Origin of the sequence: Pseudomonas sp. EMN2 (assembly GCF_009650555.1) — a bacterium.
In the GTDB taxonomy this organism is placed as follows: Bacteria; Pseudomonadota; Gammaproteobacteria; order Pseudomonadales; family Pseudomonadaceae; genus Aquipseudomonas; species Aquipseudomonas sichuanensis.
On record NZ_VZZR01000009.1, the window covers coordinates 55,652 to 70,806 of the forward strand.

Annotated in this window: 10 protein-coding genes and 1 pseudogene; 3 read left to right on the top strand and 8 right to left on the bottom strand. The window is 56.1% G+C overall.

The features are described 5' to 3' along the window. Positions 1–2 precede the first annotated feature (2 nt). Complete coding sequence (locus F6X61_RS02560; protein WP_153785243.1) at positions 3–863, bottom strand: hypothetical protein; 861 nt, start codon at positions 861–863, stop codon at positions 3–5. A 208-nt stretch (positions 864–1,071) separates the two neighbouring features. On the opposite strand from F6X61_RS02560, the gene F6X61_RS02565 reads away from it, so the two are divergent. Both F6X61_RS02565 and F6X61_RS02570 read left to right on the top strand, forming a co-directional pair. Continuing rightward, a complete protein-coding gene (locus F6X61_RS02565; RefSeq protein ID WP_153785244.1) occupies positions 1,072–1,518 on the top strand; it encodes a hypothetical protein in 447 nt (148 codons plus the stop codon). Positions 1,519–1,772: 254 nt separating this feature from the next. After that, entirely contained in the window at positions 1,773–1,934 is a 162-nt protein-coding gene (locus tag F6X61_RS02570; RefSeq protein WP_153785245.1) for a hypothetical protein, read from the top strand. Between the two features lie 177 nt (positions 1,935–2,111). Here F6X61_RS02570 and parM read toward each other — a convergent pair whose 3' ends face one another. From parM to F6X61_RS02600, 6 genes and pseudogenes are all read right to left on the bottom strand, one after another. After that, a complete protein-coding gene (parM, locus tag F6X61_RS02575; RefSeq protein ID WP_153785246.1) occupies positions 2,112–3,200 on the bottom strand; it encodes a ParM/StbA family protein in 1,089 nt (362 codons plus the stop codon). 14 nt (positions 3,201–3,214) lie between these two features. After that, entirely contained in the window at positions 3,215–3,514 is a 300-nt protein-coding gene (locus tag F6X61_RS02580) for a hypothetical protein (protein ID WP_153785247.1), read from the bottom strand. After that, entirely contained in the window at positions 3,498–4,712 is a 1,215-nt protein-coding gene (locus F6X61_RS02585; protein WP_153785248.1) for an ATPase, T2SS/T4P/T4SS family, read from the bottom strand. Before F6X61_RS02585 ends, F6X61_RS02580 begins: the two co-directional genes overlap by 17 nt. Continuing rightward, entirely contained in the window at positions 4,700–5,539 is an 840-nt protein-coding gene (locus tag F6X61_RS02590; protein WP_153785249.1) for a type IV secretory system conjugative DNA transfer family protein, read from the bottom strand. Before F6X61_RS02590 ends, F6X61_RS02585 begins: the two co-directional genes overlap by 13 nt. A gap of 299 nt (positions 5,540–5,838) precedes the next feature. Continuing rightward, positions 5,839–6,710 (bottom strand): annotated as a pseudogene (locus F6X61_RS02595) (IS5 family transposase); the annotation flags it as partial. Positions 6,711–7,744: 1,034 nt separating this feature from the next. Then, positions 7,745–8,374 carry a hypothetical protein gene (locus F6X61_RS02600; protein WP_153785250.1) on the bottom strand — a complete coding sequence of 210 codons (630 nt, stop codon included), beginning with the start codon at positions 8,372–8,374 and terminating at the stop codon, positions 7,745–7,747. Positions 8,375–9,074: 700 nt separating this feature from the next. Between F6X61_RS02600 and F6X61_RS02605 the strand changes: the two genes are divergently transcribed. After that, entirely contained in the window at positions 9,075–10,154 is a 1,080-nt protein-coding gene (locus F6X61_RS02605; RefSeq protein WP_153785251.1) for a hypothetical protein, read from the top strand. 3,798 nt (positions 10,155–13,952) lie between these two features. Here F6X61_RS02605 and F6X61_RS02610 read toward each other — a convergent pair. Then, the gene (locus tag F6X61_RS02610) at positions 13,953–14,981 is read right to left on the bottom strand and encodes a hypothetical protein (protein ID WP_153785252.1); all 1,029 of its coding nucleotides are present in this window, start codon (positions 14,979–14,981) and stop codon (positions 13,953–13,955) included. Between the last annotated feature and the right edge of the window lie 174 nt (positions 14,982–15,155).

Sequence of the window (15,155 nt, forward strand, 5' to 3'; positions counted from 1 at the left end):
GACTAGCTGAGGAATGGCAGCGCGATTGCCGACAGCGTCAGCACGCTGAGAGCGAACGCGCAGAGCCCCGCATACGAATTCCGCTGACCTACTGCTGCCCGATAAAACCAAGTGCCTGGCTCCAGGTCGGCGACTACCAGCCCATCGCGATATGCAGTATCCAGCCAGTTACGCGCCATACCAATTGCAAGCACCTGGTAGAACAGGAACGAGCCACCCGCGAGGACACCCAAAGTCACCAGCACATTCCAAAGCCATCCCCAAAGTTGCCGCGGCTCGAGAAGCCCTCTGAGCAAAGCCTGCAGGTCAGCTGCGAACGCTGACAACCCTGCGCCCCCCCAGGGCAGAACGAACGCCCACTCACACAGCACTACCCCGCCCAGCGCCCCAGCAACCAACATGGGCAAGGCTTCTCGGGCCGCGGCATAATGCGTCAGTGGCGCCGCAACCACCGAAGCTCGAAGAGCCCAGGCAGCCCTTGGGCCGAACACCAGCAGCAACGCAACCCCGACCACCAGGCAACCGGCCGCTGACTTTTTGGCGAAGCACCCGAACCCCAGGAACGACAGCACTGCAAACCAGGCGGTGACTTTCCACATTGGCCAGATTTCAGCAAACCAATTCCCGACTGCATTGCGGGAGTAGTAATACTTGAAGGTCTGCTTGGCCCCCTCCCCTTTCCGGGCCAACCCGAGCAGCCCATAACGCTGAGCCAGCAGCAGCAAGACCCGCGCCTCACCACCCAGTAATTTTGTAGTCCATGGCATTCGAGCCGCGCCAGCTGGCGACTTAGCCACAGCCAGAGCAGCAGCATCAATCAAATTGGTGCAGTCCTGGTAAGAACTGCGACGCACATCCCCCATGCCTCACCTCCTTGCATGACTAGAAGCGGAGCGCTTCCTTATCCGTACCTCATTGTGCATGAGGGCATAGGTCACGTCAAATACATTCGCGCGCCGCGACTATATTATAAATTCAACTCCAACGTGCTATGCTCGCCGCAAGCTGCCTCCACTATGAGCGGCAATGCTGGTGGGCTGCCAGCCCAATGTTCAATGCGCAGAGGAAACCATGACTGCTAACAAAGTCGGGCGGCCAGAGATTTTCGGTGCCGAGTCAACACTAAAAGCTTCGTATCGATTTCGAGAGGACCTCTACGAGATCCTCTCCCGCGGAGCTGAGCTTCAAGCGAGATACCTAGGAGCACTACACCCCAAAAAGCGGGAGTTGAAGCCCAGCCACAGTGCGTGGATTCGCGCACTCGTTGACTATGCCTATGACAACAGGGGGCAACACTGCATCGAAACTGAGATCCTGCCTGGAATGGCCGCTGCAGTGATTGAAGATGAGTCGATGACCAGGGTGTCAGTAAAGATCCCAAATCAGACTCGTGTCCGACTCAGAAAGTACGAGTGCGAAATGCAGGCGCATGATTGGGATATGGACTTCGACCGGAATGCCAGCATTGCGCTGATGGTCACTCTCGACGGCGAAGCTCTCAACAAGTCGTTTGTGTGAGTGATAAGCGGGGCGCCTTGCCCCGCTATCGCAAATCCCGATTCACCCACCCATAGCAGCCAATACCCCAGCCCCCATCTTTCGCTTGGGGCTCGGAGCGCCGCCCGACTCAACCGCTGGCACAGGAACTGGATCAACCCGTGCTGGCGCTGGCTCGAGCTGGCGCACCAGCAGCGAATCGATCAACGAATCAACTTGCGGTGGTAAACCCTCTACCTCGCTTGCCGCGGGCGCCATGGTAGGGCGGCTCGGCGATGAAACAGCTGGATTGGATGATGGTACTTGCACCCGATCCGATTGTTTTTCTGCAGCTTCGCTTTGATTGGCAACTTGTTGCAGTGATGGAGCGCGAGGAGCAGCCTCAGCAGCCGGCAAGGGTGACTGAATACCGGCCTCATCAAGCCGCATTTGATTGAGCATTGCTCGGAGCACGAAGGACGAGGTATCCCCCGTACGCTCATGCTTCACGAGCAGATCAATCAAGCGGCTAACCTCAGAGTTCGTTTCTACATCATGCTGAGTCGCTCGTAACGTAACACCAGTCCGCAACTTCAGAAACTTGGCAGAAAGTATTTTTCTACGAGCCATTATGTTTACTCGCCGTCTTCTTCCTGAGCAATCATGTATTTCAGAACCCCGTTTGCGATGGAGTACTCATTGCCAAAGCTCGAGCCAGCAAGTACATCCTTCAGCCATTCTCTGAAAAGTACTGCGCCGCCACCAACGATGTGAATGACCTGGTACTCGGAAATATTTCCGACCTTCTGAGTGATGAAGCCAGTGATTCTCTGCGCAAGGGCCCACATAACGGCGTCAACCTTGGATGTCCAATCCACTTTTCCGCCCGGAGTGACAAGCTGTTTGGTTTCGAGAATTTTCTTTACCATACGTGGAGACAGCGCCGAGTTGTGTCCTGAGCCAAAAGCCTTCTGATACTCAAGGTTGATAGCCTCGCCGGCATCCAAAACGCCCAGCTTAACCGAGCCAGACTTATCATGGGCGATCTTAAGATTCCCCTCCACCATTCGCAACGAAACGATGTCAGTTGTCGAGCCGCCGATATCGACGATAAGCATGCTCCCGTCAGTTTCTTCGAGGTACTCATAGCCTTTGGTGATGTTGCCACTCTCATCGAGACCCCAGTCATAAAATGCGCTGAGAGCCTCGGGATAGACGCGCACTTCGACGACTTCAGGGTTTGATGCAGCCCCATCGGCCTTAACGTTGTTCTGCATGAAATTGTCAATGCATCGTTGTTGTAGTTCTTTATTCGGCGTCCCGTCCGCCTTGAAAAAGTCACTGAATGGCAAGGTTACGCCAACGCGAACCTTTTCTCCTGCCAGTCCAGACCTGTGAAGAGCGTGGTGCATCAGCACCCGGTTCGCTTCACTTACAGGATAATCCTGGTTACGGATATGCATGGGCTCTGTAACTGCAACACTGCAGCAGTATTGCACCGAACCTGCCTGCCCACCTTCGGTCGCTGCTGGCCTCTCGGCATTATAGGTATCTTCTTTTGCACCATCGATGGAGGTCAGCGAAGAACCACCGATTTGAATCAGAGTAGGAAACTTGCTTTGTAAAAACTTACCATCTTGACCTACCTGAACGATCTTGTGATCGGCGAAGCCATTATCATCGGCGACCAGGCGTGGGCGAACACTACTTTGAGTTTTTTTCACTATATTCTCCAGTATCAATATTTGCCCAGACGGGATTTTTCCATCGGGCTAGTTTTGGTGCGGTATGGACCGGCAGCCCATCGCCTGAAGCGACGGTAGAGATACCCAATCGTCCAACCACGTCGCTCTAACAAAATCATCGCAATGATTGCGCAAAGACAAAGTTTTCCAACAAATGGGAAAGGCAGCATCGGCCAAATCAAGAGTGGAACTAGCACGCCACTGTGGACCTCAATCACCTTAAAGTTGATTTTGGACTGCTTACTCACAAAGGCAGTATTGATCTCCTCATCTTTCTCAGTGCGTAGGATCATCTGTAGTCACCTCTTCAGCTACTGCATCGAGTTGGGCCTGGGAAATATTTCCGAGTTTCCACTGCTTTTCAGCTGACGCGAGCAGCGTGATCCCGTGGCTCTCCGTATATTCCTTTACCAAAATCGGAATGTGGTCTACTGACGCGCGGAGTAGTTCGTCCCGCATCGGCCTGGTAACGTTCAATGCAGACCTGATGCCTACAAGACCGAGGCCATCACGTTTCGGCAGAAGCTTTTGTGTCACGATTAATCGGACCTGCTCGCAGAGCGCCTTTGAAATTCGCACTCGTTCAGCGCCGAACTCATCAGCCATTCGGGGTATTGTCATGTGAGTACTCGAGGCGTGCGAAGTCGTGAACGTCAAGTGTCCAGACAAACAAGACAGAATGACGCCCTCGATAGTTGCCTTGTCGCGCGCTTCACCGAATAGTACTGCATGCGGATGACGCCGCAGAAAATTCTTAACCGCTTCCAGCCAGGTCTTGACATGCCCGCCTTGCCCAGGAAGGCCAATGTCATGCTGAATGACTTGTCCAGTGCGCCCCACTACGAGGCGGAGATCTTTTTCAATAGGCGCACAGAATGTCAAAAGCCTCTTAGCCTCTGGGCTTTGAAGCAATTTCATCATCATCGCGTCAAGCAACACAGATTTACCTGTACCTGTCACCCCAGTAACAATTACCAAACCGTCTGGAGGATTGCAGTTGTCCGCTATGTATGGCTCAACGCCCAGCGCATCGAGACTTTCCACCTTGTCGCCAATGCCACGGAAAGTGATCTCAAGCCCAGGGCCACCGCTAGCCATGTGGGCAGTAGCGTTCACGCGAAATCGAATGTACTTCCTCCGACCGATCTCGACTGAATAAGCTCTATCAAGGGGCTCACCTCGCCCCACTGCCATCGATGCTGTTGGGTCGCCGTACATCTTATCCAGCAACGCGCTGATCTCTTCGTACTCTAACTCGCGAGTATCAAAGAACCGAATAGACTTTTGCCACATCACAGCCACAGGGTCTCCTGTGGCCAGGAAAACATCTGAGCACTTTTTGTCAAAGCAGAATTTCAGGAGCTTGTCTAGGAACTCGATATTAATTGCTGCCGGCAGCGGCTCAGGTAGCGCCGGCAACGGCTCAGTCGAGTTCAACGACGCGGCAACCCCAGGAACGACCATAGATGGCGAGGTGGCTATCGTGTCCATACGGGGGCCCAGGTCTGCATTTGAGTGAAGTTACCTTGGTTGCGAACAGTAATGATCTGCTCGCCAACGTTCATGGTCCGCCCCTGGAACGTTACCTGTGAGTTCACCACCTTGAGATCCGCTGGCGTAAACATGCCACGCGCCTCAAGGGTCAGGTACTGATAACGGCCCTCCACTGCACGAGTCAGCTGGTTTAGACGGTCCTGGAAATTCGCATCAGCCTGATAAATGCCAGCTTCCCATCCTTGCTTCAGAGCTGCCTTCCAGATTCGCTCTTCAACTTCACCCACCGGGTAGAGTGTTTCATGAGGCAGTTCGGGCACGTCGTAACGCTGGTACACATAGTCTCGCCATGTTGGGGTGGAGGAGATCACGTCTGCCTCTTCAGTCACAGTGATACCCGCCTGTACGCGACGAATCTCCCCATCCTCTTTGGTGAACTGGTCGCGAACCTCGGTTACAGCTGGAATCAGCAAATGCACGTCTCGCACGAACTGACTGAGGTTCCACACCACATTCATTTTCGCCTCGACCGAATCGCAGTAGTCCATGAGCATTCCGTAGCGGTATGCCAACCCAGACTGGGCTCCGACACGGAGGGCCTCTTGCTTGAGCGAGTCGGCTCTTAGCTGTATCGACTCGTCCTTGGCCATGTCGGATTGTGTGCGCCCTTTGATTTCACTCAAGCGGCGAAGCTCTTCAGGCTCCGAAGGGCCATTCTGCGCGGAATGAGAAAAAACCTGAGCTTGGCCAGCGCATCCCGCAAGGCTTCCCACTGCAACACAAAGAGCCAGCTTGAAACTGATTCTGGAGGAAACGGTGAACATCAAAAACTCCGTAGGATGTAATTAAACCTTGCGATGATGGGTCAAAAATAAACCCTTGCACAGGGGCCAGGGCTTACGTGTGGTACAGTACCACAGCGATAATTGTGATGCCACAGGAATGGCAGCATTTCCATATGCATAAAGATTCCTTCCTTTAGGGATGGTCTGAAGTAGTCATGTCTTTCTGGCCGACTTCAGCCCCAGCTGTTTTTGAAAGCGGAGAATCGATCAAAAGCGATGCGATCATCCGCTCATTGCTGCGTTTTTAGCCGCCGAGAGCGCAGCAGCCATTGCTCGCCTTACAGGCGCACCTCTCCTGCAATGGTCAGAAACTGTCGACGCGCCATCCACAGTAGGTTCGACAGAGCGAACAGCGTCAGCTGCGCGGTGTTCTTCGCCAGACTGCGGAAACGCACCTTCACGTAAGCGAACTGGCGCCTAATCACTAGAAACGGGCGCTCGACCTTGGCGCGCACCTGCGCCTTGGCCTTCTCGATCTTGCGGGGCTGCTTGTAGAGCAGGCTGCGCTTGCCGTGTTTCAGGTAGGTACTGCGCCGGACCGCGACTGCCAGATGACCTGGCAGCCTTCATGCTCGAGGTGCTTCTCCACGCCGGTTTAGCCGGCATCGGCACAGACGTTCTCTTCGCCGCGCAGCAGTCGGTCGACCTGAGTGACATCGGCCACGTTGGCCGCCATGCCCACCACGATGTGCACCAGGCCGGACTCGGCAGCGGCGCCGATATGTGCCTTCATGCCGAAGTACCATTGATTGCCTTTCTTGGCCTGGTGCATTTTCGGGTCACGCTGGCCGTCCTGGTTCTTGGTCGAGCTCGGCACATGGATCAGCGTGGCATCGACGATAGTGCCGTGGCGCAGCGACAGGCCGCGCCCCCCCAGTTATCCGTTGATCACGGGCAGAATCCCCGCCGCCAACTCATGCTTCTCCAGCAGACGGCGGAAGTTGAGGATGGTGGTTTCGTCGGGAATGCGCTCCATGCTCAGTCCAGCGAACTGGCGCAGGATGGTGGTCTCGTACAACGCTTCCTCCATCGCCGGATCGCTGTAGCCAAACCAGTTCTGCAGCAGATGCACGTGCAGTATCGCCCTCAGCGGATAGGCCGGACGACCACCTTCACCCTTCGGGTAGTGCGGCTCGATCAGGGCAGCCAATACGCGGCTCATCACAGTAAGGGTATCAACCTCAGCTGGAAGATTCATGAGTTGGCAATCAAGATTTCAGCCAGGTGCAGGGCTGCCAGGTGTTGCGTCGACTTCGCGTGCTCGCCCACAAACCAGCCAAGCTCGTCGCGTACACCTGCCGATGCCAGGATGGCTGAAAGTTGCGCCGGCGGTGCTGATGCCCCATCAAATGTCGCCAGCGACACAACCTCTAGAGGTATTTCGGCCCCCCGCGAAGAGACAGGCCAGATACATCGCCAACCTCCGGACCGTCACCGTCGTCTAGCCAGCGGCTACTTGAGCCAAAGCTAAAACTGAGTGCAGTACGGATTTGACGCCATGGGGCGGCCAAGAGCCCTGCCTGCTCCAGCATAAAACGTGGATATGCGCAAAAGGGGGCAATTCGCCGCGCCCCGCTGGACGACGCGTGTAAACCATAAGGGCCACACGAATAGCCATGACTTGGACAGCGCTCTGTGCATTATGTCCACAGGTTCCAAATCAGCGGCCGACCTCAGCGTGCGTAGCGCTGCGCTGCAGGTCTATAGAAGGCTTAGCAGTAGGGCCTCATTGAGGGAGCCAAATCCGCACAGAGGACTACCAGTAATAGATGTCGCTGACCGGCACCAACGAACTGTCGATCGGTATGCCGTTCTTGGTCTGCGAGCTGCAGTGCTCGAACAGCCTATACACGCCGTCGCCTCTAATGTCGTCAGCGCTGAGAGGCCCGCAGGGACCTTGCAGTTACAGCCGCTGCCCAGGGAGCAGACACTCAAGATCCTGCCGGAGGGTGCCAGCCAGGCCCCATCGCTGGTCACTACCACCGAGCCTGTCGGGCTCACTCTCATGCGGACGTCGACCGCTCTGCAGGCCAGGCAGGCTGCCATCCACTTACTGGGCAGCCCTGCACATTGGTGGTGCCTGCGAGGCCATTGGTGCCACTCAATTGCCCTGCCTTTTTCAGTGTCGATGTGCCGTCGAAGGTCACGCCCTGCGCACCCTGGATGCTGCCAGCAGCAATCAGTTCACCTCCAGCACCCGCGAGGGCGTAGCAGATGGCGTGCCGTATGAAGGATGCTGCTATAGCCGTTGCTGCCCGACAGGCCAAGTTCAGCAGAATTGGCCTGATTCACGATGCCAACGGCGGCGAGCAGCTCCGCCGGAACGCGGCGCCCGTTGAAAGGTACTTTGAGTGCGCCGCTGACGGCGATGACATTGCCCAGCGTGATAGCAGTACTGACATCAAGGTCGTTGGTGTCGCCACTCCCAGTCCCCCGACATCCAGCACTGGGTTGTTGCCGCCTACAAGGTGGCCAGCCTGCATATCGGTGCCGCCACAGTAGGAGTTCCGCCGGTGAGGTCCAGAAGGGACCTGCGCTGTCCACGGTACCGGAAAGCGTCAGGTAGTTATTACCCTGCACACTGTTCGGCCACTCGATGTTGACGTTACTGGCCGCGGCACTGATCGCTCCGGTCCCAAGCACTGTATCGCTGGGGACGATCAGACTGGCGGTGCTGCTGGTGGTGCTGGTGTTGCTGGTGTTGCTGGTGTTGCCGGTGTAGCTGCTATTGCTGTTGAGCGCCATTGTGCCGTTACCGCGCTTGTTCCGCGTACTCCTTCCAGCCAAGGCCTGGCCAGCATCCGGTCGTTCCATAGTGCATTTCTGACGCGCTCACGGCCGGACCAAAACAATGGCGATTTAACGCCATTCCAATGCCATAGGAATGTCAAAAGAGCACCACATCCGATCAAGAGGCCCCTGCTCGCTCTCCGATTCGAATCTGTGCCATTGAAATGGCGTACATATGGTTTTCTAGCGCCGTATCTTTGCCGTTTGAATACGCCCCTTACCCTCCCCCTACAGTCCGTCAAACACGTTGGGTTCTAACGCTGGTCAACTCTGAGTTTTCGATGATCTTCATCGCGTTCGTATCGGGCTATGGACATTTTCCGTATCAGCCTTTGGACATTTCATGTATCAGCCTACGGACAGGGCCTTGTATCGGTGTCTGGACTTTTTTAAAATGTCCCGAATCTATTACGTTTTTGGTTTTTTTGGTGATACAGACATTTGCGTTGGCAGCTCAGCATCACCTGGGCTGTCACCTCTTCGTATCTGATCGAGGTGGTTTGTGGTGATTAGTTCTGACATTGCTTCCCGAGCCAGTGGGATCCTCAAGACCTTCTTTGATGAGAGACCTCAGTGCATGCCCTCCTCCGAGCTAGGCGGCGCAAATCGGACTGCCGCAGAGATTGCTCGCGGTGTACGGGTCAGTGATCTAGTCGAGTGGCTAGATGACCGGGTGCTTTCCAAAGGGCTATCGGGCTCTACCGCCCTTTGCTATCGACGTTGGGTGGCCAGTTATCTGGAGTCGATCGGCTGTGAGGAAACGGAGCGGCTGCGCTCATGGATACCCCCGGCGCAAAGGGATGAGAAAGTGATTGTTGCCGCTGAGAGCGCGGACTATGTGCTGCGGAACGAGATTGATGACGAGGCATTCTTCGTCGCTTCGTCGAAAAACAATCACCGTTACCTGTCCTTTGTGAGTGAGCCCGTACTCAACATGCTCATCGCTGAGTTGATGCCTCCAGAACCCGCTTACAGCAAAGGAAATCCCTCCAGGAACCAGATCGCTGGCATGGAAACGGCAATGTGGTTCATGTGCACGGTGTGGACAGGCCTCCGCCCACACGAATGGCCCTACGCGCGGTACCTTGAGAACCACTTCGACCCCGACACAAACCGCACGCAGGCGAAGGTGCTGGAGGTCAAGTCGCTAAAGCAGTCTGGTCGCCGCGAGGACAACCCGTTGAAGGAAAAACGCTACCTGGTACTTGATGGGTGGCCGCCGCAGCAACTGAGCGCGCTTCAGATCTTCCTGGGTATTGTCCAGAAGCATGAAGATGAGGGGGCATTTGACGAGTTCTATGAGCGCAGGCGGAAGCTCCTCGGAAGGACATGGAGACGAGTGCTTAAAAGCGCACAGGTGCCGATCACCCACGTCCATGCAGAAATATCAAAGGCCAACAGGGCTAAGCTTGTCGGAGCGGCGCGCTCAACATCTGGTCCGGCTGTTCTCGAAGGTAACTCCATCAGCTTCGTCACTGCGCGCCATGTCTTTGCAGAGGAGGCCCGCCGGTCTGGCGCCTTCACCCACTATGAGATAGCGGCCCTTCTGGGGCACTCAATGATCACCAACCAAAGTTATTACGGGCCGCGGCAAGCCACCCTTGATCGAGAACATTCCTTCATGCTTCCTGCACCGTGGCCAGGTGACGCTGATGCCATTGAGTTATGGGATCGAACAGCCAACCCTCTGCGGGACCAGTTCATGAATAGGGAGTCTCTGGCCCAGGCATTGCTTGACACGGAAGCAAGGGCTCGGGCAAATGGGCAGCCGGATGGGGTTGCCAGTTTCTGGATCGGTTCATAAATTACGGGGGTGGGGTAGATTTTATCGATGCCCTGCCCCATAATCCTGGCACTTACACCTTCACCCCGCCTTGGCTGAACTCAAGTCATTTTGGATCGTACGATCCAAACGCAATGATTAGGCAAGCCACCACTGTTGTAACCTCGCTTCCTGCCCTCCACCGCCCTACCCTATCCCTACTTAAATTATCTTCCGCTGAAGACATGCGCGCCATTCGCTATACGGCCATGCCTTCGTGCCGGTGGGTCCCTCGCTAATTCTTAACCGTCCATCCAATGCCTCAAAGCGCCAAGCTATGCCGCTGTCCAGGCCTAGTGTTATTGCGCATCAGGACGCTGCACGTACTTCAAGTCGGGTCGTACCATGGTTGACCCATAAAGCGCGCCTGGTGAATGATCTGTGAGTACCGGTCAATTCTCATGCGTGGACGCCGCAGATTGATGCTGTGCAAACAGGGCATGCTGGGCGGCTACCGCACGCAAGTTCTAGAGTCGCAGTGCCAACATGGAATTTATAGTCCTACCGAACTTGTTCAAGCAGGATCGCGCGTCGACGCTCACTGACTGCGCCGGTCACCCCATTATCCAACCATAAGTGGGCAGCACAGAAACTCCGTATCTGGCCGGTTGGCGCCCCGCTGATCTGTCGCGCCAGGGGTCAGCATTGCCCTAAACAGTCTGTATCGATGCAATAGCAGCCTGGCGTCCGCTTCCCTTAAGGCTCAGGGCTGCACGATGGCTGGCACCCCGTGCTAGCGCCTAGAATGCGCTAGCACGGGGTGGGAGGACTGTAGCGTACAGCTTCGCATCACTAGGACTACTCCTAAGTGTGTACGCGGCCCAAGATGACTGGTTACGAAGAATTCCGCGAGGATACGAACCCATGCAATTCGCATTAGGCAACTATCAAATACCTATGCATTTGCCAGTATGTGCAGAAAAGTTCCACCGTGGAACTATGATCCGTGTTGGGCAGTTGATACCGTGCTGCGCAATCACAGTGAGTTGGCGCCTGCTGCTCGCTGTGTGAGGCAGCGCCATGTGTAGCTTTGCAATTAGTTTGGCTCTGCCGCGATGCAGGCTTAGCGCCTGGGGTTGGTGTGATGGCTAGCAATAGGTGATGTCCTTTAGAGGTGGACATCCAAAGGGCCCAGTCCCACTTAGCATTCATTCGAAGTGATCGACCTGGGCGCTAAAGCTTTGAGACGTCGGCGCGCGACGGAATGATCAAAGAGGATGTCAATGCAGGGCCACCCTCCCCACCCTTGATCTGTAGTGTCTAAGCCGGCATCGCTGGCCCTTCGGCGTCACCAGCAATGGGGCTTCGAGCTTCGCTATGTTCATTGGGAGGAGTAATTGGGTAACGGTTGCGGTCATGCCAGTCACACCTCAACCGATTGTTCAGGATCAGCACAGTGCAAGCCGCGGCATCCAGTAGTCGAAGCACATTGAGCTACTACTTTCCTGAGATTGGTCGCCGCCGGCCAGGGCGAGTCTCGAAGCTGATTCTGAGACCTCTTGCATGGTAGTGGCGTCTATGACCAGGGCGCAGTGATCATGTGAGTGTTGCGCTAACACAGAAAGCTGTAGCCAGCCGGCCGGCCGCTGATCGGGACTTCCATTACTCGCACCATAGTGCTTGCCATGATTAGCGCTGGGTATGTCAACCAAGCTAACTGACAGTGAGATTGGCCCCCGCCCTAGCAGCATCCGCCTTGTCCTCTGACGGTACACGTCAGATGTGGCTGCCTTGTTCCAGTGCTGTGCTTGAGCGGCGCGAAAGCTGACCCAAGATCATGCTCTGCGTGGGTCGTCGTTTGTATGCATGAGGGATACCTACAGTTCCACGGTGGAACTGCAGGCAAAAAGACCTTGGCATCCCTCGTCCCCGCGGAGTAACGCCAATGGTGCTTCCCGCTGGAGTCGCCCTTGAGGGAAGCGGGCGTCGTACGCTGCGACAGTAAGCTTGCCCCTCCAGCTGCCAAGCAGCATCTGTATTGCCCACCAATAGTGAGCCTGGGCTTAGCTGGCTGCTCAGCTTGACGCAGATGGTTATCGGCCTTCTAGCCCTTTCCTTGCGCTGGATATTTGTGGGTCTGAAGCTTCGTTCAGAGTTTCACGGTGGAACTTTGCCGACCCCGCTTGCTGCCTACCTGCCATTGGCTCTGAGGGGCAGTGTGGATCGTGCGCAGCGGCTGTAGCTGATGAGTGTATGCGCACACCGACGTGGCCTTGCCATTACGTTGACATGCGCTGCATTGCTGAGATGTAGGAGTGCCTCCACCCCATTCTATCCACGTGCCATGTTGGACCTAGCTCGCATCTCCTTCATTCCCTTCAGCACCGCCAGGTGACAAGGTGCGGCATGGCTATGCGCGGTTATCGCTGGACGACTCTATTGTCGCCTCGGGCAGACATTGGGCTAGAGTTCCACGGTGGAACTCAACCATGGCTGCTGTAGTTCCGCCGAGGCTCTCCATCTAAGCGCGAACACTGCTTGCAGAAGCGAGCCCGGCAGAAGGATCGCTTTGGCCCAGCAGTGTTTCACTGTGGGTTTTGGTTGCCTCCATCGATTGCTGCCAAGGAGACGCCTCTGCGCCTCGAGGGTGTCAGCTATGATCTTTTTAGCCCAGGTGGATCGTACGCTCCGATGGGGGCTCGACAGTGAAGCCTTCACCTGCCTAGTTCCACCGTGGAACTTTCCTATTGCGACGGGTCACAAAAAGCCAAATCGTCGCCAAAACCTGTTTGCAGCGTAGTGGAGTATGGTCTCGGTGGATGTTGCTCCTTGGTAATAGGCAGGCCGCATGCGACTTTCAATGGCTGCTACGAACATGCAAGGGTATGACAGCTATCCAAGTCTCCTGGTCTTAGAGGTGGTCGAAGGCCTGCGTGTAGTTAGGCTTTGAACCGACGCCGACTTGCAGTCGATTGAGGAGGCATGCTGGGCTGTTCGTGCCATAGCTTGATTAGGGCAGTTAAGCTCGCAAGTTCCACGGTGGAACTCGTTGTCTATGGGGCTCGCTCAGCTTCAACCAGTTGCTGGAGGCATGCTCGCCGGGCTGATTGGGCATGCAGTAGCACAGTCGACCGGCGTCCTGCGCGAGCGCCAGCGCAGAAGAGATCGTGGCTCTGGTGTGGCGTACATCGCCAGAGCCGCAGTGGGCTTAGGTGTGCGAGCCTTTTGGCCAGGTTACCTGCTAGAGCCTCAACTCGTCGGCATGCATGAGGGAAGCGGTGGTTGGTCCGGTTGATAGCGGCGGTGTGGCGTCTACCGATTGAGATGGATGGTTCCGTGGCACCGCTTGCGACGGTCACCGTGCTACCAAGCCCGTGCTTGTCTGCGACCGAATAGCCTAGGCGCGGGGCCAGGGCAGCTGCTACTCGGCGATGGGGTTCGGTGGGTTCCACCGTGGAACTCACCTGGCTCAAACCGCATTCTTTTTTGCGCTCGGCCACCTCCGTGCGTCGAGGCGAGCGCAGCGATCTGAGCGATCTGGGATATGACCCGCCTAATGGGTCGCGGGTCGATTCTCTGCTCCTTACTTTCTTGAAGCTACGCTTTATAGAGTGCCTGGTTTGAGCATACTGGGGTGCCTGATTTTGTGGGTACATTGACGCCGGCTTAATGGCGCCAGCGCAAACAAGCACCATTCAACGAGAGTTTTGGTCAGGGCAGGGCGGTAAATATGGGTGCGGTACAGTGGTGCTGCGCGCCGATGCGATGTCAGTCGCCGAGAGGGATGCAAATGTCGTAGCGGGGCTGTTTAGGAGGCGAGCGGATCCGCGACTGCTTGGGTCAGTCGTTCAATATCCGTTTCAGGCTAGCCAGCGCAGTTATGCCAGTGCGCTTGTCTTTGTCGATCTGCCCAGCGGGAGGTGGGCCGGTCGCGGGCGGGGGAGGGGCGGTACCAGAGGTAGAGTTCCACTGTGGAACTTCTTCTTTTGCCGCAGTTGGCGCGGAAGCTAATCCGCCTACGCTCAGGCTTGCAATCAACTTGCGGACTGATGGGCGAAGGGCGCCAGCACGATTGAAGCGATGGAAATTCCTGTGAGGGACAATCCCCTCAGGGTTTACCACCAGGCCTCGGTAGCCTGGGATGCGAGCCAGATCCTGCAGGCTGCGAACAATTACCTTGGCGGCGGTCATCACGCCCATGGCTTTGTAGAAGCGTGGCGTGATGCCAATCAGCGCAACTCCACGATTGATCAGCTGATGCTTGGCGAGGTTACTGAGCGCCCGCTGGACAGTTCTCTTGCCAAGCTGCGTTGCCTGGGCGATCTCTCGAACGTACAACTCCCGATATCGCCTCTTGCGAACACTAAGGCAGAGGCCGCTCACCATGTCGCACCGATCAACCAGGTACTGCATGACCTGGGAGATGCTGCGGCGCAGCTGCTTGTGCATCATGTGTCCACCGCGAGTGTCACGCTCTATCTGAATGCGCGCCTTCAGCGGATAGCTGCTTGTATCGGCCTGTGGAGAGTTCCACCGTGGAACTGGACGACCGGCCTCCTTGGCTTCTCGCATCGCGCGATAAGCCAGGTAATGCTTGCGGTTACCGTAGTAGTCGGTGCTGGCGTCCCAGCGCGTACGTCGCAGGGATCGCAGGTAGGCGAGCTCTGGGAGGATCTCGGGATCTGTCTCGAAGAGGCCGAGCCGCGCTTTTAGGGATGCCTTGAAGTCGAGTACGGCCTGTGGGCGCTTGGAGTAGTTAGGGCGGGTCATTGCTTTGAAGAGCATCAGTGCGCGGCAGGCACGGTTTACAAAGCAACTTGGGTGAGGAGGGGAGGTATTTGAGAGGAAATGCAGGTTTTCGTGATTCAAGGCTTGACCTGAATTCCACGATATTGGATTATTGCGGCTACAGGGCTCCGCTAAGCTCTGTAGGTCCAGAATAACCCGGCTTTTGCATTTCGACCGATCCGCCTGCCAGCGATCCTAAGGTCTCTGATGTAACTGCCGGTTTTTTTTGCTCGAATCCCCCCTAAGCATGACAAG